This window comes from Geobacillus sp. G4 (genome assembly GCF_040327975.1).
In the GTDB taxonomy this organism is placed as follows: Bacteria; Bacillota; Bacilli; order Bacillales; family Anoxybacillaceae; genus Geobacillus; species Geobacillus thermoleovorans.
Window position 1 is genome coordinate 1 of sequence record NZ_JBEPJY010000006.1, and the last position, 26,734, is coordinate 26,734.

General features: G+C 50.1%; 28 protein-coding genes. 26 read left to right on the forward strand and 2 right to left on the reverse strand.

Annotated elements, in window-relative coordinates; translation table 11 throughout:
- The 14 genes from ABS784_RS08725 to ABS784_RS08790 form a co-directional block, all read left to right on the forward strand.
- A partial coding sequence (locus tag ABS784_RS08725) for a transposase (protein WP_328004481.1) occupies positions 1 to 486 on the forward strand: 486 nt, incomplete at its 5' end.
- A gap of 110 nt (positions 487 to 596) precedes the next feature.
- Entirely contained in the window at positions 597 to 2,072 is a 1,476-nt protein-coding gene (locus tag ABS784_RS08730) for a 2-hydroxymuconic semialdehyde dehydrogenase (protein ID WP_352512172.1), read from the forward strand.
- A gap of 21 nt (positions 2,073 to 2,093) precedes the next feature.
- Positions 2,094 to 2,879, forward strand: coding sequence for a 2-keto-4-pentenoate hydratase (locus ABS784_RS08735; RefSeq protein ID WP_352512349.1), 786 nt, complete (start codon positions 2,094 to 2,096; stop codon positions 2,877 to 2,879).
- 17 nt (positions 2,880 to 2,896) lie between these two features.
- Positions 2,897 to 3,796: an acetaldehyde dehydrogenase (acetylating) gene (locus ABS784_RS08740; RefSeq protein WP_131873565.1), complete on the forward strand. Its 900-nt coding sequence runs from the start codon at positions 2,897 to 2,899 to the stop codon at positions 3,794 to 3,796.
- Positions 3,793 to 4,821 (forward strand): 4-hydroxy-2-oxovalerate aldolase, encoded by a 1,029-nt coding sequence (gene dmpG, locus ABS784_RS08745; RefSeq protein ID WP_020279807.1) that lies wholly within the window; start codon positions 3,793 to 3,795, stop codon positions 4,819 to 4,821. The genes ABS784_RS08740 and dmpG overlap by 4 nt, the downstream gene beginning before the upstream one ends.
- Positions 4,821 to 5,606, forward strand: coding sequence for a 2-keto-4-pentenoate hydratase (locus ABS784_RS08750; protein ID WP_033012887.1), 786 nt, complete (start codon positions 4,821 to 4,823; stop codon positions 5,604 to 5,606). Before dmpG ends, ABS784_RS08750 begins: the two co-directional genes overlap by 1 nt.
- A 7-nt stretch (positions 5,607 to 5,613) precedes the next feature.
- Complete coding sequence (locus tag ABS784_RS08755; RefSeq protein ID WP_223811951.1) at positions 5,614 to 5,817, forward strand: 4-oxalocrotonate tautomerase; 204 nt, start codon at positions 5,614 to 5,616, stop codon at positions 5,815 to 5,817.
- An 18-nt stretch (positions 5,818 to 5,835) separates the two neighbouring features.
- Positions 5,836 to 6,690 (forward strand): DODA-type extradiol aromatic ring-opening family dioxygenase, encoded by an 855-nt coding sequence (locus tag ABS784_RS08760; protein ID WP_033012882.1) that lies wholly within the window; start codon positions 5,836 to 5,838, stop codon positions 6,688 to 6,690.
- Between the two features lie 231 nt (positions 6,691 to 6,921).
- Positions 6,922 to 8,154: an ABC transporter substrate-binding protein gene (locus ABS784_RS08765; protein ID WP_352512175.1), complete on the forward strand. Its 1,233-nt coding sequence runs from the start codon at positions 6,922 to 6,924 to the stop codon at positions 8,152 to 8,154.
- 106 nt (positions 8,155 to 8,260) lie between these two features.
- Entirely contained in the window at positions 8,261 to 9,121 is an 861-nt protein-coding gene (locus tag ABS784_RS08770) for a branched-chain amino acid ABC transporter permease (protein WP_033012881.1), read from the forward strand.
- A 1-nt stretch (position 9,122) separates the two neighbouring features.
- The gene (locus ABS784_RS08775; RefSeq protein WP_020279801.1) at positions 9,123 to 10,112 is read left to right on the forward strand and encodes a branched-chain amino acid ABC transporter permease; all 990 of its coding nucleotides are present in this window, start codon (positions 9,123 to 9,125) and stop codon (positions 10,110 to 10,112) included.
- Positions 10,109 to 10,864, forward strand: coding sequence for an ABC transporter ATP-binding protein (locus ABS784_RS08780; RefSeq protein WP_033012879.1), 756 nt, complete (start codon positions 10,109 to 10,111; stop codon positions 10,862 to 10,864). The genes ABS784_RS08775 and ABS784_RS08780 overlap by 4 nt, the downstream gene beginning before the upstream one ends.
- Positions 10,857 to 11,570 carry an ABC transporter ATP-binding protein gene (locus tag ABS784_RS08785; RefSeq protein ID WP_352512178.1) on the forward strand — a complete coding sequence of 238 codons (714 nt, stop codon included), beginning with the start codon at positions 10,857 to 10,859 and terminating at the stop codon, positions 11,568 to 11,570. The genes ABS784_RS08780 and ABS784_RS08785 overlap by 8 nt, the downstream gene beginning before the upstream one ends.
- A 33-nt stretch (positions 11,571 to 11,603) precedes the next feature.
- Positions 11,604 to 13,064, forward strand: coding sequence for an aldehyde dehydrogenase family protein (locus tag ABS784_RS08790; protein ID WP_066227602.1), 1,461 nt, complete (start codon positions 11,604 to 11,606; stop codon positions 13,062 to 13,064).
- Between the two features lie 439 nt (positions 13,065 to 13,503).
- Here the strand turns inward: ABS784_RS08790 and ABS784_RS08795 are convergent, their stop codons facing one another.
- Positions 13,504 to 14,271 (reverse strand): IclR family transcriptional regulator, encoded by a 768-nt coding sequence (locus tag ABS784_RS08795; protein WP_044737191.1) that lies wholly within the window; start codon positions 14,269 to 14,271, stop codon positions 13,504 to 13,506.
- Between the two features lie 76 nt (positions 14,272 to 14,347).
- Complete coding sequence (locus ABS784_RS08800; protein WP_044737190.1) at positions 14,348 to 15,109, reverse strand: IclR family transcriptional regulator; 762 nt, start codon at positions 15,107 to 15,109, stop codon at positions 14,348 to 14,350.
- Positions 15,110 to 15,296: 187 nt separating this feature from the next.
- Between ABS784_RS08800 and ABS784_RS08805 the strand changes: the two genes are divergently transcribed.
- The 12 genes from ABS784_RS08805 (at position 15,297) to ABS784_RS08860 (ending at position 26,725) form a co-directional block, all read left to right on the forward strand.
- A complete protein-coding gene (locus ABS784_RS08805) occupies positions 15,297 to 16,574 on the forward strand; it encodes a phenylacetate--CoA ligase family protein (protein ID WP_352512181.1) in 1,278 nt (425 codons plus the stop codon).
- 38 nt (positions 16,575 to 16,612) lie between these two features.
- A complete protein-coding gene (locus ABS784_RS08810) occupies positions 16,613 to 17,839 on the forward strand; it encodes an FAD-dependent oxidoreductase (protein ID WP_352512183.1) in 1,227 nt (408 codons plus the stop codon).
- A 15-nt stretch (positions 17,840 to 17,854) separates the two neighbouring features.
- Positions 17,855 to 18,283: an acyl-CoA thioesterase gene (locus ABS784_RS08815; protein ID WP_352512185.1), complete on the forward strand. Its 429-nt coding sequence runs from the start codon at positions 17,855 to 17,857 to the stop codon at positions 18,281 to 18,283.
- Positions 18,283 to 19,230 (forward strand): fumarylacetoacetate hydrolase family protein, encoded by a 948-nt coding sequence (locus ABS784_RS08820; RefSeq protein WP_033012916.1) that lies wholly within the window; start codon positions 18,283 to 18,285, stop codon positions 19,228 to 19,230. Before ABS784_RS08815 ends, ABS784_RS08820 begins: the two co-directional genes overlap by 1 nt.
- A complete protein-coding gene (locus ABS784_RS08825) occupies positions 19,221 to 19,721 on the forward strand; it encodes a DinB family protein (protein WP_020279838.1) in 501 nt (166 codons plus the stop codon). Before ABS784_RS08820 ends, ABS784_RS08825 begins: the two co-directional genes overlap by 10 nt.
- A gap of 16 nt (positions 19,722 to 19,737) precedes the next feature.
- Positions 19,738 to 20,862 carry a cupin domain-containing protein gene (locus tag ABS784_RS08830; RefSeq protein ID WP_033012920.1) on the forward strand — a complete coding sequence of 375 codons (1,125 nt, stop codon included), beginning with the start codon at positions 19,738 to 19,740 and terminating at the stop codon, positions 20,860 to 20,862.
- 151 nt (positions 20,863 to 21,013) lie between these two features.
- Entirely contained in the window at positions 21,014 to 21,604 is a 591-nt protein-coding gene (locus ABS784_RS08835; protein WP_081639191.1) for a hypothetical protein, read from the forward strand.
- Between the two features lie 572 nt (positions 21,605 to 22,176).
- Positions 22,177 to 23,385: an ABC transporter substrate-binding protein gene (locus ABS784_RS08840; RefSeq protein WP_352512188.1), complete on the forward strand. Its 1,209-nt coding sequence runs from the start codon at positions 22,177 to 22,179 to the stop codon at positions 23,383 to 23,385.
- 17 nt (positions 23,386 to 23,402) lie between these two features.
- Positions 23,403 to 24,275 carry a branched-chain amino acid ABC transporter permease gene (locus ABS784_RS08845; protein WP_020279834.1) on the forward strand — a complete coding sequence of 291 codons (873 nt, stop codon included), beginning with the start codon at positions 23,403 to 23,405 and terminating at the stop codon, positions 24,273 to 24,275.
- Positions 24,272 to 25,258: a branched-chain amino acid ABC transporter permease gene (locus tag ABS784_RS08850; protein ID WP_318538799.1), complete on the forward strand. Its 987-nt coding sequence runs from the start codon at positions 24,272 to 24,274 to the stop codon at positions 25,256 to 25,258. Before ABS784_RS08845 ends, ABS784_RS08850 begins: the two co-directional genes overlap by 4 nt.
- On the forward strand, positions 25,258 to 26,049 hold the full coding sequence (locus tag ABS784_RS08855; protein ID WP_020279832.1) for an ABC transporter ATP-binding protein: 792 nt from the start codon (positions 25,258 to 25,260) through the stop codon (positions 26,047 to 26,049). Before ABS784_RS08850 ends, ABS784_RS08855 begins: the two co-directional genes overlap by 1 nt.
- A complete protein-coding gene (locus ABS784_RS08860; RefSeq protein WP_352512190.1) occupies positions 26,033 to 26,725 on the forward strand; it encodes an ABC transporter ATP-binding protein in 693 nt (230 codons plus the stop codon). Before ABS784_RS08855 ends, ABS784_RS08860 begins: the two co-directional genes overlap by 17 nt.
- Positions 26,726 to 26,734 lie beyond the last annotated feature (9 nt).

Sequence of the window (26,734 nt, forward strand, 5' to 3'; positions counted from 1 at the left end):
GCCCGCTATATCGAGTCCAAAGACACCCGCCTCGTCACGGTGGGGCAGGAGCGTTATCGCGTGTATCGCTATGAGGGGGCCATCCATGGCCTCGATGACGCGGTGGTGCTGCTGGCTTGGAAGGCGGATCAGCCGATGGCGCCGGAACATCTTCATTGCATCTTGAGCACCGACCGGGAACTCGGGGACGAAGACATCTTGCGTTACTACGCCCAGCGCTGGACGATCGAGTGCTTTTTCCGGCAGGCGAAAGATCAACTGAAGCTGGATGGATACCGCGTTCGCCACATTCGGGCGGTGAAACGGTATTGGGCGGTGGTGCTGTTGGCCTGCGTGTACAGCATCGCCGAATCCCGACAAAACCTCTCCACCGGGCTGGAGCTTCTTCGGTCGCGGAAAGACCACAGCGTCGTCGAGTTCATTTATGACGCTGCGAAGCAAGATATTCCCATTGATGTGATCAAAAAACAGCTCCGTATCGCGTAAGGGGTACCCTGTTTGTCTCTCTAACCATGGAAATTATTGTAATGAAAAATGCTCATCTACAGTTTCTAATTTTTCGATTTCTGCAGACTTGATGAAGGAGGAAATGATGAATGAAAACAGAAGTGGTAGCCAGCGAGAAAGTGAAGGCATTTGACTGCCAACATTTCATCAACGGGCGGTTTTTGCCTTCACAAAGCGGCAAGATGTTTCAAAACATTAATCCCGCTACGGGGGAAGTGATCGGCACCGTCTGTGAAGGGGGGAAAGAAGAGATTGACTTGGCGGTGGCCGCCGCAAAAAGGGCGCTTAGCGGACCGTGGAAGCGGATGACGACTGGGGAGCGGATCGCGGTTTTGCGCCGTATCGGTCATCTCATTTTAGAGCGCAAAGAGGAACTGGCCCGCCTCGAGTCGCTCGATACGGGGAAGCCATACTCTCTCTCCCTCACGTTGGATATTCCGCGGGCAGCGTATAACTTCCACTTTTTCGCCGACTACTTGCGATCGGTCGGCACGGAAGCGTATCAGACGGATGAGGTGGCCATCAACTATTCGATCCGCCGACCGGTCGGGGTCGTCGGGCTGATCAATCCGTGGAATTTGCCGTTGCTGTTGTTGACGTGGAAGCTCGCCCCATGTTTGGCAGCCGGGAACACGGCCGTCATCAAGCCGGCGGAATGGACGCCGCTCACCGCAACTGTATTGGCCGAAATTTGCAAAGAAGCCGGGGTGCCGGATGGCGTTGTGAATGTTGTCCATGGATTCGGTCCGGATTCGGCAGGGGCGGCGTTGACTGAGCACCCGGATGTTGACGCCATTACGTTCACTGGAGAGACAACAACTGGAAAAGTCATTATGGCGGCGGCGGCGAAATCATTGAAAAAGCTGTCTTACGAGTTGGGCGGGAAAAATCCGAACATCATTTTCGCCGATGCGGATTTGGACGAAGCGATCGAAACGACGTTGAAATCGAGTTTTATGAACCAAGGGGAAGTGTGTCTCTGCGGGTCAAGAATTTATGTAGAGCGGCCGATTTATGAACAATTTTTGCAAAAGTTTGTGGCGAAAACGAAAGAACTCGTTGTCGGCGATCCGTTTGACCCGAAAACCGATGTCGGCGCGCTCATCAGCCAAGAGCATTACGAACGGGTGATGAGCTACATCGAGCTGGCGAAGGAGGAAGGCGGTCGTATTTTAACCGGTGGAAAACGGCCGGATGGCTTGGATCAAGGATATTATCTTGAACCGACGATTATTGTCGGTGTCAACCGAAATTGCCGCATCGTCCGCGAAGAAGTGTTCGGACCGGTCGTGACGGTCATGCCGTTTGACGAAGAAGAGGAAGTGATCGCCCAAGCGAACGACACCCACTACGGATTGAGCGCGACGATTTGGACGAACGATTTGCGTCGGGCGCACCGGGTGGCGGCACGCATTGAAGCCGGAATCGTTTGGGTCAATACGTGGTTTTTACGTGATTTGCGCACACCGTTTGGCGGCATGAAACAAAGCGGCATCGGGCGTGAAGGCGGCATGCATAGCTTTGAGTTTTATACAGAATTGACGAACATTTGCATTAAGCTTTAGCTGTGGTGGACGAAAGAGGTGATGACGGTGAAGAAGTGGGATGATTGCGCCGAGTTGCTGCTGGCTGCTGAGAGGGAGAGACGTCCTCTCTCTCCCTTGACGACACTCGATTTGGCGCTGACCGTGTATGACGCCTATCAAATTCAATTGCGGACGATCAAACAAAAAGTAAAGGAAGGGCGCCGGATTGTCGGCAAGAAAATCGGATTGACCTCTAAGGCGATGCAGCAGCTGCTTGGGGTTGACCAACCGGATTACGGCCATTTGCTTGATGATATGGCGGTGGAAAACGGCGGGGTTGTTTCGTGGGAGCGGGTGCTGCAGCCAAAGGTGGAAGCAGAAATTGCGTTTGTCTTAAAACGTGACTTAGTTGGCCCGCGCGTGACTGTCATTGACGTGCTGCTGGCGACGGATTATATCGTTCCGGCGCTGGAGATCGTTGACAGTCGCATTGCCGATTGGAACATCCGTCTTGAAGATACAATCGCCGATAACGCTTCATCGGGACTTTACGTTTTAGGGGAAAATAGGTTGCCTGTTCATGCTGTTGATATTGGGCAAATCGGCATGGCGCTTTATCGAAATGGAAAGCTGGCCAATACGGGCGTTGGGGCCGCAGCGCTCGGACATCCCGCGTTTTGCGTTGCTTGGTTGGCAAACAAGCTCTATGAATATGGAAAAGAGTTGAAAGCAGGAGAAGTGATCTTATCCGGAGCCTTATCGGCAGCGGTGAGCGCCGAGCCTGGCGACGTGTTTTTCGCCCGCTTTGCCCATTTGGGGGAAGTACGGGTCGAGTTTGCGCCATAGGCAAGGGAGGAAAAACCGTGGGGAAAATCAATGTAGCAATTCTTGGTTCTGGGAACATCGGTACTGACTTGATGTTGAAACTCGAGCGTTCGGATGTGTTGCAGTTGACGACAGTAATTGGGATCGATCCTCAATCGGAAGGGCTGCGTCTAGCGAAAGAGAGAGGGTATCGCGTCATTGACAGCGGCATCCAAGCGTTTTTGGAGCATCCAGAATGGGCTGATTTCGTCTTCGACGCGACGTCCGCGAAAGCGCACATCCGTCATGCCAAACTGTTGAAGCGGGCCGGGAAGGTCGTCTTTGATTTGACACCGGCGGCCGTTGGACCGTTTGTTGTACCGCCTGTCAACTTAACTGAACATTTGGAAGAGACCAACATTAACTTCATCACATGCGGTGGACAGGCGACGATTCCGATTGTCCACGCCATTGGGCGCGTGCAGCCGGTTGCTTACGCTGAAATTGTCGCGACGATTTCAAGCAAAAGTGCAGGGCCGGGGACAAGAGCGAACATTGATGAATTTACGGAAACGACTGCTCGAGGGCTCGAAAAAATCGGCGGGGCGAAGCGTGGAAAAGCCATCATTATTCTCAACCCGGCTGAACCGCCCATTTTGATGAGAAACACAATATACGCACTTGTCGAAGGGAAGAAAGCAGCGGCGCGAGAAATTTGCGACTCGATCGAGGAAATGGTAGAAACGATCCGCTCGTACGTTCCCGGCTATCGGTTGCGCACGAGTCCGATCATTGAAGGAAATAAGGTGACGGTCATGGTTGAAGTGGAAGGAGCGGGTGATTATTTGCCGAAGTACGCTGGAAACTTGGATATTATGACCGCCGCTGCGGTGAAAGTGGCGGAGGAAGTGGCGAAACATCGATTGTCGAAGTTGTTGGCTGAGGAGGGGAAACGATGAAGCGAGCCATTACCATTACAGAAGTGGCATTGCGCGACGGCAGCCATGCCATCGCCCACCAATATACAACAAAACAAGTGGCCACGATCGCCAAAGCGATCGATGAAGCGAACGTTCCGTATATTGAAGTGTCACATGGAGACGGTTTGGGGGGATCTTCGCTGCAGTATGGCTTGTCGCGGACCGATGAATTTGAGCTGATTGAAACAGCTGTGGCGGTTTGCCGACAGGCCAAAATTGCGGTGCTTCTTCTTCCAGGCATCGGGACGGTCAAGGAATTGAAACAGGCCGCCCGCTTAGGAGCAAAAATGGCACGCATCGCGACCCATGTGACGGAAGCGGATATTTCGGCCCAGCATATTGCCGCGGCAAAAGAGCTTGGTATGGAAACGGTCGGGTTTTTAATGATGGCGCATATGGCGCCTGTGGAGGTGCTTGTTCATCAAGCGCAGCTTATGGAAAGCTACGGGGCGGACGTCGTCTATGTCGTCGATTCAGCCGGTGCTCTCTTGCCGCATGAAGTGAAAGAGCGCGTTCGTGCATTAAGGGAAGGCCTTGAAATTGAAGTCGGTTTTCACGCTCATAACAATTTATCATTGGCGATGGCCAATACATTGGCCGCGATTGAGGAAGGAGCGACGCGCGTTGACGGCAGTGTTCGCTGCCTGGGGGCTGGCGCTGGCAACACGCAGACGGAAGTGCTTGTCGCGGTGTTGGATCGGATGGGCATTCCGACCGGCATTGATTTGTATAAAATGATGGATTTAGCCGAGCAGCTTGTGGCGCCGATCTTGCCAAAAGCTCAGGAGATTACGCGTGACAGTTTGACACTCGGATATGCCGGCGTCTATTCAAGCTTCCTTCTTCACGCGCAACGCACCGCCCAAATGTTTGGTCTCGATGCTCGCGACATTTTAATCGAACTTGGCCGACGAAAGATTGTCGGCGGTCAAGAAGATATGATCGTCGACGTCGCCGCTGAAATGGTGCGCCAAAAGGCTGCTGTCGAGGAGGGAAAATGGTGATGAGTGCCCTTGATTACGAGAAACTCGTTATGGAGCTTCAGAGGGCGGAACGGGAGAGACGAGAGATTGTTCGCCTGACCGCCCAATATCCGAATATGACGGTCGAGGAGGCGTACGCTATTCAAGAGCGGCTCGTGGCGATGAAACGGGAGAACGGCTATCGGATCATCGGCCCGAAAATGGGATTGACGAGCGCCGCGAAAATGGCGCAAATGGGGGTGAACGAGCCGATCTACGGGTATGTGTTCGATTATATGGTCGTCCCTAACGGAGGGACGGTGGCCATGAACGAACTGATCCATCCGAAGGTGGAAGCGGAAATCGCCTTCATTTTAAAAGAGGATGTCCAAGGGCCGAATATTGACGCGACGGACATTTTAGCGGCAACGGAGTATATCATCCCAGCGCTGGAAATTATCGATAGCCGCTATGCTAACTTCGAGTTTGCCTTGCCGGATGTGATTGCCGACAACGCTTCCTCATCTAGAGTCGTATTCGGAAGCCGCCTCGTTCCTCCCGTCTCCCTTGAACTCGACTTGCTTGGAGTGAGTTTATCGATCAACGGTGAAGCGAAGGCGTTCGGCGCTGGTGCGGCGGTGTTGGGGCATCCGGCCAACGCGATTGCAATGCTGGCCAACATGTTGTCCAGAAAAGGAAAAGGATTGAAAGCGGGGGAAATCATTTTAGCCGGAGCGATGACGGAAGCTGTCCGTTTTGTGGCAGGGGATGTTGTGTTTGCCCAGTTTGACCAATTAGGAACGGTTTCGTTCCGATCGACAGATTGATGAAAGGATGAGCCGCATGCCGATTGTTCATATTCATCTGCTCGAAGGAAGGCCGGAAGAAAAGATTAAAGAAGTGATTCGCGAAGTAACCGGTACAATCAGCGCTGTTTTAGGCTCGCCAAAGGAAAACGTGCGGGTGATCGTGTCAGAAGTGCCGAAATCTCATTGGGGTGTCGCCGGCATCTCAATGTCAGATAAACAACGAAAATGAAGAGGGGGAAAAATCACGATGAGTTTGGAATTAGCCATGCTTGTGCCGCATACGCCGAGAATGTGTTTTGAGGATCGAACTCCTGAGTTTCAACATGAACTCGTCAAAGGGATGCACGAAGTGGCGAAAATCATCGAGCAAGTCAAACCGGATACCCTTGTTTTGATTTCTTGCCATTGGATGTCAAGCTTCGACCATTTTGTCGATGCCACTCCAAGACATAAGGGGGTATTGACTGCTGTAGAATGTCCTGATTTGATTGCCGATGTCCCTTACGATTATCCAGGGGATGAAGAGCTTGGCAAACAACTTGTAAAGGCGGGGAAAGAAGCCGGGCTTCGGGTCGTTGAAGTCAATGACCCGACCTACATTTGGGATTACGGGACGGTCGTTCCGCTCCGCTATTTAGCGCCGAATGAGGACATCGCCGTCATCAGCCTATCGGTGACGTGGGCGGCGAACTTGGAAGAAACGTACACATGGGGGCAAGTAATCGGCAAAGTGCTGCGCGAAAGCAAGAAAAAGACGATGTTTGTATGTAGCGGTGCGCTGGCGCATAATCTCGTCCGCCGGCCCGAGGCGCTGCCGACATTGGCCGAGCAGGCGTTGGATCGGGAATTTTTGCAATACTTACAAAGCAATAATGTGCAAGACGCCTGGAACATGCTTCCACAGTATGCGCGTGCAGCGGGTGTTGAATCCGGAGGGCGCCACCTGGCCGCCTTGCTCGGTGTCATTCAAGAAAACTATCAAAGCCGTTATTATGGGTATGGTCAATCATCCGGCAGCGGGAATGTGGTGATGACGTTTGAACCTGCTCCTGCTCAGTACAAGATGTTGTACATTCCTCAACAGACTGCACAGCACTCGTGAAAGTAGCTTCATTAGGTTTTCTACTGAAAAAACAAACTCATTTTGTTTCATATAGAGGAGTACAGCGCTTTTATATGCAACAACTTTTGCATTAATATAATAGTTGTAATCTTTTAAATATTTACAATATATTACGTGGCATGCGCTAGGGAGGGATTCCGATTTTTTGATTGCAATCTATTCATTTGACAAAAAAATGAAAACGCTTTAATAACAAAGGGGGCGAGAAGAATGAGGAAAACGAAAGGGATTTGGAAACGGGCAGCGGGGGTGATGGCGATGGCCGCCCTGCTCATGACAACGGGATGCGCGCAAAGCAGCACATCGAGCGGATCCGGTTCGGATGACAAAGGAGGAGGTTCTGGGGGATCGGTCAAAATCGGTTTTATTCTTTCCCAAACCGGTACGTTTGCGCCTTTGTCCGAGGGAATCCTCAACGGTTTTCAACTGTATTTGGATCAACATAACGGCACGCTTGGCGGAAAAAAAGTCGAAATCAAAGTGGAAGATGATGAGGCGAACCCGCAAGTGGCGCTGCGCAAATATCGACAATTGGTTCACGCTCAAAAGGTGGATCTTCTGGTAGGACCGATTTCTTCTGCCGTTGCTTATGCATTGCGCGATGAGGTCGAAAAAGATAACAAAGTGTTGATCGACGCCAACGCCGCCGGCGACGATCTCTCATGGGGCAAAAAGAGCGATTACGTATACCGCGTTTCATTCTCAAACTGGCAAAACGGCAGCAATGCCGCTAAATATTTAGCAGAACAAGTTGGTAAAAAAGCCGTCATCCTTGCTCCGGACTATCCTGCTGGAAAAGAAGTGCTGAGGGCGTTTAAGGCTGCCTTTGAAGCGGCAGGTGGAAAAGTGGTGAAAGAAATTTATCCGAAGTTGAACACGAACGATTTCGCCCCGTATTTGCAAGAAGCGGCGGCCGAGAAACCGGATTTGATTTACGCCTTCTTTACCGGCAGCGATGGGATTCGCTTTGTCACTCAATATAAAGAGTTTGGATTGAAAGGGAAAATTGCGTTGGCCGGCTCTTTGGAATTTGGCGATGAATTAATCACCCAGCCGACCGGCGAAGCGGCTGAAGGCATTATTACCGGCATCAACTATTCGCCGTATTTGGACAATGAATTGAATAAGCAATTTGTCGAAGCATACAAAGCGAAATATGGAAAGCTTCCTAATGTTTTCTCTGTGGAAGGGTACGATGCGGCCGCGGTGCTTGATAAAGCGATCACAGAAGCCGGAAGCCTTCGTTCCGAAGACTTGATCAAAGCGCTCAAAGGCATTTCTTTCGACAGCCCGCGCGGACCGATTACGATCGACCCGGCGACGAACAATCCGATCCAAAACTTCTATATTTCCAAAAATACGCTCAAGGATGGGGCGATCGTGCCTGAAGTTATCGAGACAGTGGAAAAGGTGACGATGCCCGACACGTCGCCGTTTGAATGAAAATTAGGAACAGAGGAGAGGGGGCGGTGCCGCCTCCCCTTATAAACACGAATATAGAAAATTTATTAGCCATCTATATGAACTAAAGGAAGGCAGGGGATGACGATTGTCTATCTTTCTGGCGCAACTGTTGACAGGGCTGGCCTATGGGATGCTCTATTTTATGATTGCTGCTGGGTTGACTATCATTCTTGGCGTGATGAATGTCGTGAATCTTGCCCATGGAACGCTGTTTATGGTTGGCACTTATATTGCGTTTACTTTTATCAATGATGAGCTGAACTTCTGGACTGCTTTGCTTCTAGCGGTTCTTTTGACGGCTGTATTAGGGCTGGCATTGGAAAAATGGCTGATTAAGCATGTATACGGAAAAGAGCTTGAACAAGTATTGTTAACCTTTGGGCTGAGCTTTATGATTGCTGATGCTGTCAAGTGGATATGGGGGACGGAAATGCATACGCTTCCAGCTCCAGACTTGCTAAGTGGATCTTTGTCGATTGGGAGCACGGCGTTTCCGGTTTACCGACTGTTTGTTGTTTTTGTCGGCTGTCTACTGGCTTTGTTGCTATGGTATTTGGAAACAAAAACGCGCATAGGGGCGATCATTCGGGCAGGCGTAGACGATCGTGCTATGGTTGGCGCCCTCGGCATTAATGTTGGGCTCGTCTTCACCGGAGTATTCGCGTTCGGGGCGGCATTGGCAGGATTGAGCGGTGTATTGGGCGGGCCGTTGATCGGCATGTATACGGGAATGGACAGCGAAATACTCGTCACATCCCTTATTGTCGTCGTCATCGGCGGTTTAGGTTCATGGAAGGGCTCATTTATTGGTGCGATTGCCATTGGAGTGATTGAAACACTCGGAAAGGTATGGTTCCCGTCTTTATCAATGTTGACGGTGTTTCTCATCATGATGATTGTCCTTATCATCCGTCCGCAAGGATTGTTTGGAAGAGAGGTGGCATAGAGTGAAAAAGCTGCTGCTCGGCGTTGTGCTGCTGATCGCTCTCGTTTTCGCTATGCCGCTTGTTTTGTCAGATTTCGGGATCAACTTGGCGACGGAGATCTATATTATGGCCATTTTTGCGATGAGCCTTGGGTTGATCATGGGCTATGCGGGAATGGTGTCGCTTGGGCATGCCGGTTTTTTTGGCATCGGCGCTTATACGGTTGCGGTCATTGGTCAGCATGTAGCGAACACATACTTGCTGCTTCTGTTGTCCGTTGTCATTTCCGGGATTATCGCCTTAGTCACCGGCGCTGTGTTTATCCGTACGTCCAAGTTTTACTTTTTGATGATTACCCTCGCTTTTGGACAATTGTTGTATGTTTTGTTTTGGCAACTGAAGCCGTGGACGGGCGGGGCAGATGGGATGTCCGTTTCCGCCATCTTGAATTTTGGTTTCGGGGAGATTGTGTCTCCAAACGGCTTTTATTACGTCATGGGTATCGCTTTTATTATTTCCTATATCCTCTTACGTTTATTTGTTGAATCGCCGGCGGGAAAGATTACGAAAGGCATTATGGAAAATGAAGCGCGGATGAGCGCCCTTGGCTATAACGTCCGGGTTTATAAACTGCTTGCTTATACATTGTCCGGAGCGTTGGCAGGGTTGGCTGGTGCGCTTTATGCATATTTTAACGTATTTGTTTCGCCTGATTTGTCTGGTTGGATGTTTTCTGGACAGGTGATGGTGATGGTGATTATCGGCGGAGTCGGCACGTTGCTTGGACCGGCGCTCGGTGCCAGCGTCTTTATTTACTTGCAAAATTTTATGAGCACGTACACCGAACGTTGGCCGATGGTCATGGGAGCATTGCTTGTCGCTCTTGTTCTTGCCGGAAAAGGAGGGCTTATTCATTGGCTGCAACATGGGAAGAGCCTTCTTGTTGCGCGCAAACGGACCGGTGAGGCAGTCTCGCAACAGCCGGTAAAGAAAGGAGAGGCCGTCCATTGAGCTTGCTTAGAGTGGAAAACATTAGCAAGTCATTTAAAACGCTGCAAGTGCTGCGCGACGTTTCTTTGGAGGTGAATCCCGGGGAGCGCCATGTCATCATCGGACCAAATGGTGCAGGGAAAACGACGCTTTTCCATTGCATAACAAATATCCTGCCTATTGACTCCGGCGCTGTGTATTTGGACGGAAAAGAGATCAACAAGCTCCCCGCCCATCACCTTGCCCATTTAGGAATGTCGCGGACGTTTCAAAAAAACAACTTATTTGGCGACTTGACGGTGGAAGAAAATATTCATTTGGCGCTCGCAGCGAAAAAACCGTATCGATACGACATTTTTTCGCCATTGATCAGCCGGACCGACATACGCAAGGAAACAAATGATATTTTGGAACAGTGGGAAATTTCCAACCGCCGTCATGTGAAGGTGAAACATCTTTCGTATGGGGAGCAACGGTTGCTTGAAGTGTTGTTGGCGATGGCGAGCAATCCGAAGATTCTTTTGCTCGATGAACCGACGTCCGGGATGTCCCCAGCGGAAACTGCGCAAACATCAGAAATGATTCAAAAACTTCCTAGCTCTGTCGCGCTAGTTGTCGTGGAACATGATATGGATGTTGTCTTTGCCATTGCGGACCGCATCACCGTTCTACATCATGGGGAGGTCATCTTAAGCGGATCGCCAGACGAGGTCAGAAACAATGAGGTGGTCAAGGAAATTTACTTCGGGGGAGGGGCGAAAAAACATGCTTGAGCTCCAAGATGTCCATTCGTATTACGGAACGAGCTACATTCTTCAAGGAGTGACCTTTTCCGTTCTGAAGGGAAAATGCGTCGCGCTGCTTGGACGGAATGGGGCGGGAAAAACGACGACGATTCATACGGTTGCCGGGCTGCATAAAGCGAAACGGGGAAGCATCCGGTTTAAAAACCGGTCGCTTGAATCGCTTCCCCCCCACCAAATCTCCCGCCTCGGCATCGGTTTAGTGCCGCAGGGAAGAAGAATTTTTCCGTCGCTGACGGTAAAAGAAAACTTGACGATGCCGGCGCGAAAAAGAAAAGCGGACGATGGAGGCATCAACTGGGATCTCGAGAAAATTTACGAGCTGTTTCCCGTCTTAAAGGAGCGGGAGAACAATTTCGGCACACAGTTATCAGGCGGTCAGCAGCAAATGCTGGCCATCGGGCGCGCGCTCATGACAAACCCGGAGTTTTTGTTAATGGATGAACCGTCTGAAGGGCTCGCTCCGGTCATTATTGACCAGATTGGGGAGATTATCGTTCAGTTGAAAGAGGCGGGGTTGTCGATTTTAATTGTAGAACAAAACATCGCCCTTGCCTGCAAGGCAGCGGACGAAATCTTAATCATGAATAAAGGAAAAATCGTATGGAGCGGTTCGCCGGACGAATTGATGGCCAATGAAGGCATTCAGCATAAATATTTGGGAGTTTCAAGTTAGATATATAGTTTATTTGCAAAGGAGTGGGAGAAAATGGAACAGTACGAACAATGGAACAAAAGTTATATTAATGGAGAATGGGTGGAAGGCGAAAGCGGTCGCACCTATGACATTTTGAATCCATATGATCGATCGGTTATCGCTTCTGTACCGTTGGCCACTGTCAAACAGCTTCACTGCGCGTTTGAAGCGGCGAGCGAAGCGCAAAAGGAGTGGGGGCGCTCCTCAGCTGCTCAACGAAAAGAAGTATTGCACAAAGCGATGGAATATTTGCAGGCAAACCGTGAGGAGATCGTCGATTTGATTGTCCGCGAAACAGGAGGCACCTTACTGAAGGCGAATGTAGAGTTTCATTTGGCGCTCGAGCTTTTAGAAGAGGCTCTGCATTATGTCGATGAAGTTGGGGCTGTGAGAGAGGTGCCTTCTAATATAGAAGGGAAAGTCAACTACATCTACCGATTGCCATTGGGAGTCATTGCTTCCATTTCCCCATTCAACTTTCCGTTAAATTTATCACTGCGCACGATTGTGCCGGCGATCGCTCTGGGCAACACTGTCGTGCATAAACCTGATATTCAAGTCGGGCTTGTCGGGGGAGTGGTGATCGCCCGGGCGTTTGAGTATGCCGGGCTGCCGAAAGGGGTATTGAACGTTTTGTTAACAGACATTGATGAGATTGGCGATGAGATGTTGACCAACCCGCATCCACGGCTCATCAGCTTCACCGGGTCGACGGCGGTGGGCAGACGAATTGGTGAGATCGCCGGCAGACAGTTAAAACGAGTGGCGTTGGAATTAGGAGGAAACAGCCCATTTGTCGTTTTATCTGACGCCGACGTAGATCAAGCGGTTAACGCAGCGGTTTTTGGAAAGTTCATCCATCAAGGGCAAATTTGCATGATCATCAACCGCATCATCGTCCACGAGAGCAAGTATGACGAATTTGTTGAGAAGTTCGTGCAAAGAGCGGCTGCGCTTCCGTGCGGCGACCCGCGTGACCCAAGCACTGTGATCGGACCGATCATTAATGAAAAGCAAATGCAAAAGGCGCTGCAAATGATCGAAGAAGCAAAACGAGAAGGAATCCGAATGGCCTTGGAAGGAAAACGGATCGGCAATGTGTTGACCCCATATGTGTTTGTCGATGTCGATCCGGCGAGCAAGCTCGCCCAAACAGAGTTGTTTGCCCCCATCGCTGTGGTGATTAAGGCGAAAACAGACAAGGAAGCGATCACCATTGCCAACCAAACGGAATACGGGCTCAGTTCCGCCATTTTTACAAGTGATGTTGAAAAAGGAAAAGAGTGGGCGTTGCAAATTGACAGTGGCATGACGCATATTAACGATCAAACGGTCAATGACGCTCCGAACATTCCGTTTGGCGGCAATAAAGCAAGCGGCCTAGGCCGCTTTGGAAATCCATGGGTGGTCGATGAATTTACGACGGTGAAATGGGTGTCCGTGCAGACGAAGGCAAGAACGTATCCATTTTAATAGAGAAAAGCCTGGGAGATCGGTTCAGTCGGATCTTCCAGGCTTTTTTCAGCCGGGGAGATTTCTACCGGTGATGTCGAATTCGTATACATGGAAAGCCAAAGAATTTTCGCGCCATACGCAACCCGATCATTATCATAACACTCATATTTCTAAATCTTTGTATGATATACAAAAATGGTCAAAAAATTCGTGGAAAAACAATTTTTATGCAAATATTGTAAAATAATTAATTTTTATTCATATTAGACTTGTTTTAAATGTTTATTCAAGGTGCGAAATGTGAGATAAAAGGTGCCCCACAAACTTCGGGACACCTTTTCTCGAATGCAATCGTCGGAAGTCAATGTCATTGCCCCTGTTTGAGACGAATAACAAACTATCGTCTTTTTTGGTGATGGCTGTATCCGGTTTGGCAGGGAAGGTACGTGGAGCAACTCTATCCGTAATACCCAAGCAGCGCCGAGATGTCGCGGGCTGCTTGACAAGCTAGATTGACCAGCCAGGGAATGTTCGCCCGGGTGATGCGCTGATTCGGCCCGACGATGCTGACGGCAGCGACCACCTCGCCAGAATAGTCGCGGATCGGAGCAGCGATGCTTGTCGCTCCTTCATGAAGTTCATCGATGCAAACGGCGTAGCCTTGTCGGCGGATGGCGGCTAGCTGGCTGATCAATTCATTGCGGTCGGTCACCGAGTTCGGCCCGTATTTTGGCAGCCCATGGCGGATGACGTTTTCGACCGTCGTTTGAGGGCTGAAAGCAAGAATGACTTTCCCAGAGCTTGTGCACGTGCACGGGTTGCTTCGGCCAATGTAGGAGAGCAGCCGCACTGGGTGCGGGCATTCAATTTTATACAAATAGACGATTCGGTCGTCCTCCAACACCGATAAGTGCACCGCTTCATTGGCCTCCTCCATCAAAGCCTCCAAGATCGGGACGGCATCTTTGAACATTTCCGTATGCAAGTCAACGACTCCGCTTAAATGCAAAACGGAAAGGCCGAGACGGTATTTGCGGGTTTTTTTGTTTTGTTCAAGGAATCCTTCTTTTTCCAATACAGTAACCAGCCGATGAACGGTCGTTTTGTGCAGCCCAAGTTGTTTGGCCATCTCGGTGACGCCCAGTTCAGGCGTTTCAGCAGAAAATAGGCGCAAAACGCGAAGTCCGTTTTTGACGGATGAGAGCGTGTCAACCATTTTTTTCATGTGAGGTGCCTCCTTTTGTTTTTATCGCATCCTTGCTGCCGCGCTTGAAAAAGCAGCAAGGGAGCGGCTGGCGTTGTCATAGTTTGGCGGAAATGGCGTGAGCTGTTTTTACCACAAGTTGCACGAGATGGGGGAGGGAGCGGTCGTTGATGCGCTGGATCGGCCCGGCGATCGAAACAGAATAGCGCACCTCCCCATTGCGGTGGCGGATCGGGGCGCTGATCGATGTCACCCCTTCATGAAGCTCTTCTTTGCTGATGGCATAGCCTTGCTGCCGTACTTGCGCTAATTTTTCCAGCAGCATGGACGGCGAGGTGATGGTTCTTGGTGTAAACGAAGGAAGTCCGCGAGCGATGATGCGGTCGATCGTTTCCCTCGGCTGATAAGCGAGAATGGCTTGACCGGTGCTGGTGCAAAACGCCGGGTTTTTTTTGCCGACGTAAGAAAGAAGACGAATCGGGTGATCGCACTCTACTTTGTGCAAATAGATGACGTCAGCACCGTAAAGTGTGGCAATATGGGCGCTTTCCCCAGATAACGAGACGAGCTCTTGCAAGAAAGGAAGGGCAATCTGGCAAATCGGAAACCGGGAATGGATGATTTTTCTCATCGCCAACAGGGAAGTGCCGAGGGAATAAAGATTGGTTTTCGCGTCTTTTTTGACAAATCCTTCGCTTTTTAATGTTTGCAGCAGCCGGTGGACGGCGCTTTTGCTGATATGTAGTCTCTCGGAAATGTCGGCGATGCCAAGTTCCGTTTCATCCATCGAAAACAGTTGCAGCAACCGCAAGGCGTTTTCCAACGAAGAAAAAGGTGTTCGCTCTTTGCGTGTTTCCATTATTCCCTTTCCTCCTTTCGATCGATAAGAAATCGCTTTCAAAAGCGCTGCAATTTTTTGTTTTGTTTCACATAGAGGAATACTAAACTTTTATGCGGGACAATGATAGTATAACATAAATTTCAGAACGTTTTAAATATTGTAAATGTGATTAATAAAAAAACGGAAAGAGGGGATGAAAAACAGAATGGTTTTGTCAGTTCGAGAGATGGAGCTGAGCTTGGAACAGTATCAGCTGCACAAAATCAATGAGTTGCTTATCTTTGTCACTCAGTTTAACGATTTTTACAAGGAAAAGCTCCGTGGCCTTTGTTTGCCAATCCGGACAATGGACGACTTTCGAAAGCTGCCGTTTACGACGAAAGAAGAGCTCGTGCAAGACCAACAGCTTTGTCCGCCTTTTGGCCGCAATCATTGCTACCCGGAAACGAGCTACGTCCGCTATCACCAAACATCCGGCACTTCCGGCAAGCCGCTCAAAATTTTGGATACGGAAGAAAGCTGGAACTGGTGGCGAGACTGTTGGGTTGAAGTGCTGAAATCAAGCGGGGTGACAAACCGCGATCGTCTGTTTTTGGCGTTTTCATTTGGACCGTTTATCGGTTTTTGGTCCGCCTATGAAGCAGCGAAAAAAATGGGGACGCTTGTCATTCCAGGGGGCGGCCAATCGTCGAAAGAGCGGCTGTATAGCATGATCGAAAACCGGGCGACCGTATTGCTTTGCACGCCGAGTTACGCCCTTCATTTAGCCGAGGTGGCCGAGGAAATAGGCATCGATTTGCCCTCGACGCCGATCAGAGCCATCATTACGGCCGGAGAGCCGGGCGGGTCGGTGCCGTCAACGCGAGAGCAAATTGAAACGCGATGGGGAGCGTCTGTGTACGATCATGCGGGGATGACGGAGATGGGAGCGTACGGCTACTCCTGTTCGGCACGCAACGGACTTCATATTAACGAGGCGCAATTTTTGGCAGAAATTATTGATCCGGAAACATTGCAGCCAGTGAAGGAAGGGGAGAGGGGGGAGCTCGTGCTCACGAACTTCAGTCGTTACGGTTATCCGCTCATTCGCTACCGGACGAGAGACATCGTGCTTTGTTCGTCATCGCCGTGCGCTTGCGGCAATCCGTATCGCTTTTTGCCGGGCGGCATTATTGGACGGGTTGATGACATGGTCGTCGTCCGCGGCGTCAACATTTTCCCATCGTCGATTGAGATGATTGTGAGAGAATTTGCGGAAATTAAAGAGTTTCGCATCGTCTATTACACGGAGCACGAAATGAATCAAGTGAAAGTGCAAATCGAGTCGGAAGAGGATGTCGGGCGGCGTTTAGCCGACCGTCTCAGAGAACGGATTGGCATCCGAATCGATGTCGAGCGGGTCGCGCCGGGATCGTTGCCCCGTTTCTCAATGAAAGCCAAACGAATCATTGACGAGCGCAACCGCCCACAACAAGTGAGCTAAACAAAATAGATGATATGAAAACGGAAAGGAGAAGAGTGATGAACCAATCAAACGTTCAACGGCGTCCAGTTCTCGTTGTCGGAGCCGGGCCGATCGGATTAACCGCGGCGTTGGCGCTCTGCCATTTTGGGCTTCCAGCGACCATATTGGAAGCGGAACCAAAAGACCGCCTCCGTCCGGGAAGCCGGGCGATCTACTTCCATAAGGCGACGTTGCAACACTTAGAAGACATTTTTCCCGGGTTAGGGAAGACATTTGCCGAACACGGCGTCGTATGGCCGATCAAGCGTACGTTGTTCCGCGGCAAGGAAGTGTATATGAAGCGGTATCCGGCTCCTGATCCGAACGTGCTTCCGCCGTTTACAAGCTTGCCGCAAGTCGAGGCGGAAAAATTTTTGTACCAAGCTTGCCTTGAGGCGGGAGTCGAGTTTGTCTGGGAGACGCCGGTTGTCGATGTCAAAACGGATGAGGAAGGTGTTGTTGTCATCACCCAATCGGGCGAGCGCTGGGCGTGCGACTATTTGATCGCTGCCGACGGGGCCCGTTCGACAGTCCGCCAGTCGGTCGGCATCGAAATGGAAGGGCCGCGGACGAAAGACTACTTTGTTGTTGTTGATGTCAAAGAAGATGAAAACGATCCGCTGCCGCTTGAACGGGTGTTTCATTATCAACATCCGGCTGTGGATGGGCGCAACGTTCTCTTTGTGCCGTTTGCTGGCGGATGGCGCATTGATTTGCAATTGCTTGACGGCGATGATCCGGAGCAGTTCGGCAGTGTGGAAGGCGTGAAGCAATGGCTGCCGAAAGTGATGCCGGAAAAATATGCCGACCGCATTACCTGGGTGTCGACGTATCGCTTCTTCCAAGTTGTCGCCAAGTCGTTCACCGACCGCCATCACCGTGTGCTGTTGGCCGGCGAGGCTGCGCATTTGTTCGCTCCGTTCGGGGCCCGCGGCATGAACTCCGGTGTGCCGGATGCGATTATGGCGGCCAAGGCGATTCAGACGGCGCTGCAGGCCAACACGCGCGAAGAAGCGAAAACAGCCATTGCGGCCGCTGCGAATGAGCGCCTGATTGCGGCGAGATACAACCGCGATTGTGCGGGGATTGCGTTAGAGCACATTCAAGGAACGGATCCAGCGATCAATATGAAGCGGGAAGTAGCGGCTTCATTGGCGCCGATTTTGCCGCGTCTTGGCAAGTGGCTTGATGAAGGGCCGTACGGGCCGAAATCGGGGCCGCCTCAGCTGTCGACGAAATATTGAGCAGGAGGGAAAGCAATGGAGTATCATTTGCAAGTCCGCTGGGGAGATACGGATGCGGCCGGCATCGTTTTTTATCCGAATTTTTACAAGTGGATGGATGAAGCATCCCACCACTTTTTCGCCAGCCTTGGGCGTTCGACGTGGAAGTTGTTTCAAGAAGAGCGAATCGGGATGCCGATTGTCGAAGCGAAATGCGAGTTTCATGCCCCGCTCTTTTTTGAGGACCAAGTTTGTGTAAAGTCCACGATCGTCGAGCTGCGGGAGAAATCGTTTCGCATCCACCATCAGTTTTTCCGAGGAGACCAGCTTGTGGCTGAAGGATATGAAGTGCGCGTGTGGACGACGTTTGCCGGAGACAGACCGAAAGCTGTTCCCATTCCAGCCGAGCTTCGCGAAAAGATGAAAAGAGAAGGGGCAATGATCAGATACAAGGAGGGATCATGATGAAAATGATCAACTACCGATTAGGTGATGTGGTGCGTGCTGGATGCATTGTGGATAATCAAGTCATCGACCTTCATCAAGCATATGTAGCGCGGCTTCGAGCCAAGGGATGCCCGCGTGCCGAACAGCTCGCCGCGGCGCTTGTTCCACCCAATACGATCGAGCTGCTCGAAGGTGGGGAAAAAAGTCTAGAAGAGGCGCAAAAGGCGGTGGAATTTGCTTTGGAAAACGGGCTGGTGATCGACCGGGCCAACGTCAAAATCGAAGCGCCGATATTAAAACCAAACAAAATTGTTTGCGTCGGTCACAATTACCGTGAACACATTTTGGAAATGAAACGGGAACTGCCGGAATACCCCGTCATCTTTGCCAAATTTAGCAACACGATCATCGGTCCGGAAGATAACATTCCATTGCCACCGATCACGAGTCAGCTCGATTACGAAGCGGAATTTGCCTTCGTCATCGGCAAGCGGGCGCGGAATGTCAAGCAGGCGGATGCGCTCGAATATGTCGCTGGGTATACGATCGTCAACGACGTCACAGCAAGGGATTTGCAGCGGCGGACGATCCAATGGCTGCAAGGAAAAACGCTTGATGGGAGCGCACCGATGGGACCGTGGCTTGTTACGAAGGATGAAATTCCGGATCCACATTCGCTCGAAATTTCATTGAGTGTTAATGGGGAAGAGCGGCAGCGGTCGAATACGAAAAATTTGGTGTTTAACGTTCATTATCTTGTAGAGTTTTTGTCGCATATCATGACGCTTGAACCAGGAGATGTCATTTGCACAGGAACTCCGGGCGGTGTAGGGGTCGCCCGCAATCCGCAAGTTTTTTTGCAACATGGTGATGTCGTGCGTATTGAGGTAGAGCGCATTGGCGTGCTCGAAAACCGCGTTGCCGCTGTGTCAAGTCAGGTGGAGGTGGAGTCGTCATGCCGTTGATTAAGCAATATCGGCAAGAAATGAAAGAAACAGTAGAAAAGATCATCCAAAAAGTCAGCTCATTGACGGAGGACGTGATTCGCTGGAAGCCGTCTGCCGATGAATGGTCGATCATGGAAATTCTTTGCCACGTCGAAGAAGTGATCGGCTATTGGACAAGGGAGCTTGTACGCGTCATTCAAGCCGGCGGCGGGGAGTGGGGCCGGGGGCTCAATGATGAAGCGAGGCTGGCGGCGGTTCGCCAGGCGGATGCCCGCACTGTCAGCGACGTCATCCATGGGATTAAGAAAGCAGCGAAATTTGCGGATGAACAGCTGGAACGGTTGAGAGATGATCAGTTGGCTCTTGAAGCCCCACATCGAAACCCGAAATTTGGCGTCAAGCCGATGACGTTTTTAGTCGAGCATTTTTTGACCGAGCATTTGGCCGGCCATTTGCGGCAAATTGAACGAAATTTAGGAAAACATGAAGCCGCTCAACCAAAACAATGAGAAAGGGGAAATTCATGTGGCGGAAAAAAACCCTTTTTTTCAAAGTAAAGAAGTGAAAGAGTTTACGAAGAAAATTGAACAATACCATTTAGGTCCGCTTTGGGAAGCGATTCCAGATTTGATGCATAAAGAGCCGAAGCCGGAAGCCGTGCCGTACTTATGGAAAGGGGAAACACTCCGCAAATTGCTTTTGGAGGCGACGCAAATTTTCACGCCGGAGCGCGGCGGCGAGCGGCGGGCGATTTACTTGCAAAACCCGGGGCTTAAGCAGCGTAAGCCGTGGGGTTGGGCGTCAACGACCAACACACTGTACGCGGCTGTCCAGCTTATTTTGCCTGGGGAAACGGCGCCGTCCCACCGTCATACGCAAAATGCGATGCGGTTTATCACAGACGGAAAAGGGGCGTATTCGATCGTACAAGGCGAACGTTTATTTATGGAAGAAGGCGATTTTCTTATCACCCCAGGCGGATTATGGCACGGCCATAGCCACCCGGGTGAGGAGCCGATGTTCTGGATGGATTGTTTAGATATCCCGTTTATTTATTCGACAGGCGGCACGTTCTTTGAACCGTACCCGGATGGTATTGAGCCGCCGTCGCTTCCGGATGATTACTCGGCGCGCAAGTATCGCGGCGGTATGGTTCGGCCGATTGGTGACCGGAAATCAAAAGTGGCTCCGCTTGGGTTGTATAAATGGAAGCAGACCGAAGCGGCGTTGGAGGGGCTCAGCGATTTTGAACCCGATCCGTACGATGGCATCGCCGTTGAGTACATTAACCCATCGAACGGCCAGACGGCCAACCCAAACATCGGTGCATGGATGCAAAAACTGCCGGTCGGCTACCGTTCAAAGGCGCACCGCCATACGTATTCGGCAATTTACCATGTGTTCAAAGGAGAAGGATATACAGTCATCAACGGTGTTCGATTCCATTGGACAAAAGGCGACTATTTTGTCATTCCGAACTGGGCTTGGCACGAGCATGTGAACACATCGAACGAAGAAGCGCTTCTGTTCTGCGCCAACGATTTGCCGATTATGGAAAAGCTCGGATTGCAGCGTGAGGAAGCATACCCGAACAACAACGGCCATCAAACGGTTGTCGGAGAGTTTGAGCCGGAGGCGGTGCGCGGCTAAGTGTCTGTGCCCTCTACAGTTGCAGGGGAAGTGTGACATGAAATGCAACCTTTTGTGCTGTTTCGTTCAAGAAAATATAGTGGTCATTGCACCGAACTGATTGAATGTTGTTCTTCGGAGCTGCAATTAAACAAGCTGAGGGGGGAACCAAATGAGCGTGATTTCAGCCAAAGGGACAAACGATACGGAAGCCGTCGGGGCGGAGCATGCGTCGATTCATCGTCTGCTTGAACGGTTCGCGGTGATCGATTGGCTTTCTTCGCTTGGCGAGCAGGGAGATGAGCAAGTAGAACAGAGGCTCCGCCAGTTCGCCGATTTTTTCGGCATTCGCCGATTAGAGATCAGATGGTTGGCTAAAGAAGAGCTCGCCTCATTCGTTGGGGCGCTCCGCCTTGAAGACGATGACATTTGGAAAGTGCTGCGGCATGTTCCCGATCAATTGAAACAGCAGGCTGAGCAAACAGGAAGATTGGAGGCGCTTTTGGCGCTTGCCGATGAGGTGCCGGCTTTGATTTTTCAACATAGCTTTGATCCGATCTTTGCGGCATTGAGCCCGTACGGCAACAATGTTGTGACCACTGCGGTCGGGTATATGATGTACATCGGCGGAATGGCTTGTGCGTGGGAGATGTTATCCGACCTGGAGGGGTGGAAGACAAATCCGTTTCTTTCTCTTATTTCTGTGTTGGAGCGCGGCCATTGGCCCTTAGGGGGTGTTAATGGACAGTTTGTCGTCATCTAAACTAAAATAGTTTGCTCAAACGGATTTGTTTTGTCTCAACGGCTTGACGGTGAGGGAAGTGTAGGTGGAGGACAAATCGAGACCATATCCGTTTTGACGGCAGGAAAGCCTGGGCGATCGATTAGACAAGATCGTCCAGGCTCTTTTTATGGCGGAGAAAATGGGAGCGAGGAGCGTTGAAATCAGGGGCATTTGTTTCTTATGACCGTTGGCTTCGGAAAACAAAGCTGGCCAACCGGCCGCTTTAAGCAGCCTCTTGCTTCCTCATGCATTTTTTGAAAAGATCTTTAAAATTATGACATTACGAAAAAATAGCGAAATCATAATAAATAAAATATATATTTTCCGAAGAATCTGTATTTATAAAGACAATTGAATCTCATCTAGGCTATTTTACCTATACGTTTTTTTGACTAAAGATGAAATAATATATTGAATTTTATAAAATTTATATATATTATAAATATTGATAAGTTTTAAATAGTTAAAATAGGGGGTGAATGGAGGAAGCGATTCAAAAAAAATGAAAGCGTTTTAAGAAACCAAAAAAATATTTGCAAGGAGGGGCCTGGGTGAAAAGAAAGTTCTACTTGATCGTGCTGGCGATGTTGTTGCTTGTTTTATCCGCCTGCGGCAATAGCGCCATCCAGTCAACAACGAAAAAAACCGAGAAAGCGTCGAAGGAAGGAGGAACGATCAAAATCGGTGTTCTTTTGCCTCTATCTGGTGTTTATGCCTCTTTAGGAAAAAATTTACAAATGGGGATGGAACTCTATTTTGAAAGCATCGGTTGGAAAACAACTGGAAAGGATATTCGGCTCATTGTCGAAGATTCAGAAGCCGATCCGCAAGTGGGGCTCAGAAAGGCCAGAAAGTTAATTGATCAAGATCAAGTCGATCTTTTGACGGGAACAGTGAGCACGGCGGTTGCTTATGCAATTCGGGATGAGGTGGACAAGAAAAAGGTTCCGTTTCTTGTATCCCATGCTGGAGGAAATGACCTAACAAGAAGCAAGCGAAGCGACTATATTTGGAGATCGTCGTTCTCTTCCTGGCAGATCGGCTATTCGCTGGGCCAATGGGCGTACGATCATGTCGGAAAAACCGTATATATCACAGCGGCCGATTACGCCTTTGGACGCGAGGTGTCCGCGGCGTTTAAAGAAGCATATACAGCAGCGGGCGGAAAAGTGGTCGGCGAAGTGTATCCGCCTTTAGGCAACAATGACTATTCCTCGTATTTAACGACGATCAAAAACGCCAAAGCGGATGCGGTTTATGCCTTCTTTGCAGGAAGCGACGCAGTGAAATTTGTTCAGCAATACGAGCAATTCGGGTTGAAAAAAGAGAAAAAATTAATTGGTTCAGGCTGGCTTGTTTCAGAGGACGTTCGCAAGCAGCAAGGCAATGCGGGAGTCGGAGCGATCGCATCTATTTTCTGGGATTACCATTTGGATACAAAGGAAAATAAAGCGTTTATCGAAGCGTTTGAGAAAAAATATAACGCACGCCCGACGATTGAAGCGTTGGAAGGCTATGATGCGGCAAGAATCATCGCAGAGGCGTTGAAAGTTGTCGGAGGCGATGTTTCCAATCCTGACAAAGTAGTTGAGGCGATTTCCAACGTGCAATTTGTCAGCCCACGGGGACCGATTCAGTTTGATAAAGAAACCCATCATATCATTCAAAATATGTACATCATCGAAACAGAAGAAGTGAATGGCCAGACAGAAAACAAAGTGATTGAGGTAATCGAAAAGGTGAAAGATCCTGGGCAATAGAACGGGGGAGAAGAAAAATGGACGTCATTGCCGCTCAACTTGTCAACGGTGTGTCGTATGGCATGTTGTTGTTTGTCATCACTTGCGGCTTGTCTTTAGTGTTTGGAATATTGGGGGTGTTGAACCTCGCCCACGGCTCCCTATATATGATTGGAGCCTATGTCGCCTATACAATGACCTCGCAATGGTTTGAAAACTTTTGGCTCGCCTTAATTGTTGCACCGCTCGTTGTAGCAGTCTTATCCCTCGCCATTGAACTCATCTTGCTTCGGCCAACCTACCATTTAGGGCATTTATCGCAAGTGCTGTTGACGTTCGGACTAGCATATGTCATTCATGATGTAACATCGATGATATGGGGATCGGATGTGTTATCCATCCCCCTCCCTTCTCCTTTATCAGAAACGCTGCCTTTATTTAATCAAGAATTTCCGGCATATCGGCTGTTTGTCGTGGCCGCCGGTGTTGTGTTGGCGCTTTGCTTATGGTTTGTCCAAGAAAAAACCCGTTGGGGGGCGATCATTCGCGCCGGATTGAGCGACAAGGAAATGATCAGCGCGTTAGGGGTAAATATCAAGCTCGTGTTTACGGCCGTTTTCTTTGCCGGCGGATACTTGGCGGGGGGCGGTGGGGTGATCGCTTCGCCTATTCTTGGCTTATACCCAAGCATGGAGTTTCAGACATTGATTTTGGCTTTGGTCGTGCTCGTTGTCGGCGGACTCGGTTCGATCGCTGGAACGTTTGTCGCCAGCTTGGTTGTAGGAATCGTTGAAACGTTCGGCCGCTTTCTTATGCCGGAGCTCAGTTTGTTTCTTGTATTCGGACTGATGGCGGTGATTTTAATTTGCAAGCCGAATGGATTGCTCGGAAAGCAGGTGGTCAAACATTGAATAAACAAGTGTTCATCAGTGTGGCTTCGGTTCTCTTGCTTGTTGCTGCCCCCTTTTTCTTTTCTTTGTTTTATTTGAATTTGCTCGCTGAAATTTTGATTTTGGCGATCTTTGCTCTTAGTTTGAATGTGCTTGTTGGCTATACGGGGCTTGTGTCATTGGGGCATGCGGCCTTTTTTGGGATCGGCGCGTATGCATCCGCTTTGTTGTCTAAAGAGTGGTCGCCTCAGTTTCTATTGACGATGTTGGCGTCGCTTTTGATTACCGCCGCCGCAGCAGCCATCATCGGTCTGTTTTGCGTGAGGGTCAATGGGTTTTATTTCCTTATGCTCACGTTGGCGTTTTCGCAAATGATTTACTCGTTCGTCTACCAATCGACGACATTAACAGGCGGATCGAACGGGCTATCCGGTTTGCCGAGCCCGGTTTTCGGAACGTTGGACCTTTCTCATCCTGTCTTTTTGTATTATGTCATTTTGCTTGTCTTTATCGTGATGTATACCGTGCTAAGCTTGATGGTCAAGTCTCCTTTCGGCCATGTGTTGATAGGGATTCGGGAAAATGAGATGAGAATGAAAGCCATCGGGTATAACACCACCTTGTATAAATACGCTGCTTTTATCATTGCTGGGGCCATTGGCGGGCTTTCGGGCGCTTTATACTCGACTTTTAATGGGTTTGTTTCGCCAAACGATGTGTATTGGACGATGTCCGGATCAGTGTTGATCATGGTGCTGATCGGCGGCGCCGGAACGATGATCGGTCCCGTTTTAGGAGCGGCTTTCATCGTTGTTCTCGAAACGATCGTCAGCTCTTATACGACGATGTGGATGTTGATCATCGGGGTGATTTTCATCCTCTTTGTCGTGTTTATTCCTCAAGGGATTGTCGGTTTCGAGCGTGCGTTGACTAAGCCGTCAGCGAATCGGCTATCGTTTTCACGAAAAGCCAAAGCATTGGTGAAGAAAGAGGCGAACCAGTGATGAGGAAAGAAGCGGAAAAGGATGTCATCTTGTATGTGGAGGGAATCAGCAAACATTTTGGGGGGCTGCAAATTATTAAACATGTTTCCCTCACCGTGAAAAAGGGCGAGCGAATCGGGATCATCGGCCCGAATGGAGCGGGAAAAACGACGTTTTTCAATTTGCTGACAGGGGATCTCCTTCCGACTGGCGGGAAGATTTACTATAAAGGGAAGGAGATCACCCGCATGCCGAACTTCCGCAGGGCGCAAGTGGGGATTGTGCGCACGTTTCAGAAAAACAACTTATTGAATGAACTGACCGTGCTTGACAACTTGCTGTTAGTGTTGCAACGAAAGCGGAGAATGGCCAACATTTGGTTCAAGCCGAGAAACGCCCGCCGGTTGCTGGCGCTGTTTGAGGAGGCAGAGCACTTGCTGCAAACGTGGGGGCTGGCGGACATAGCCAATGAACGGGTGAAAACGTTGTCGTATGGCGAACAGCGGCAAGTGGAAATCTTGCTTGGCATTGCAATGGAGCCGGACGTGCTGTTACTTGATGAACCGACGGCGGGCATGTCTCAAGCCGAAACGAACTACATCGCCGAGCTGCTTCGGCAGTTGCCAAAGGATATTACGATGATGGTGATTGAACACGATCTTGATGTTGTGTTCGGCTTGGCAGAACGGATGATTGTGCTGTACAACGGCTCCATTTTCATCGACGGGGCCCCTGAAGAGGTGCGAAGCGACGAACGGGTCAACGAAATTTATATCGGGAAGGAGAAGGCGGCTGGTGCTTCATATTTCTAATTTAAATGCTTTTTACGGAGATAGCCATATTCTTCACAATGTTTCATTAACGGTCGAAAGGGGAAAAGTAACCGTTCTATTGGGCCGGAACGGGATGGGAAAGACGACGGCGATTCACTCGATTATGGGGATGGTTCCGGCTCGGACAGGGAAGATTGTCTTGGAGCAGATCGAGATCCAGGATAAGGCGAGCTTTCAAGTGTCGCGGCTGGGGGTTGCCCTCGTTCCGCAAGGGAGACGAGTATTTCCGAATTTAACCGTGAGAGAAAACTTAATGACTACCTACCGTCCGGTGGAAGGCGGATGGACGCTCGAGAACATTTACGCCATGTTCCCGCGTCTGAAGGAAAGGGAGTCATCGATGGGCGGCGATTTAAGCGGCGGAGAGCAGCAAATGCTTTCGATCGGCAGGGCGTTGCTGACCAATCCGAAAGTGCTGCTTCTTGATGAGCCGTCAGAAGGATTGTCACCGCTCATGGTGCGGAAGGTGGCGGAAATCATTCGACAGTTGAAGCAACAAGAGCTAACGATCTTTTTGGTCGAGCAAAACTTAGCGATGGCGCTGGAGCTGGCTGATTTTGTCTACATTTTAAATAAAGGGTCCGTCGTATTTGGCGGAGCGCCGGACGAGTTGGATGTCCACGTCAAAAACAAGTATTTGCTGTTGAGCTCTTAGATTGGCCGG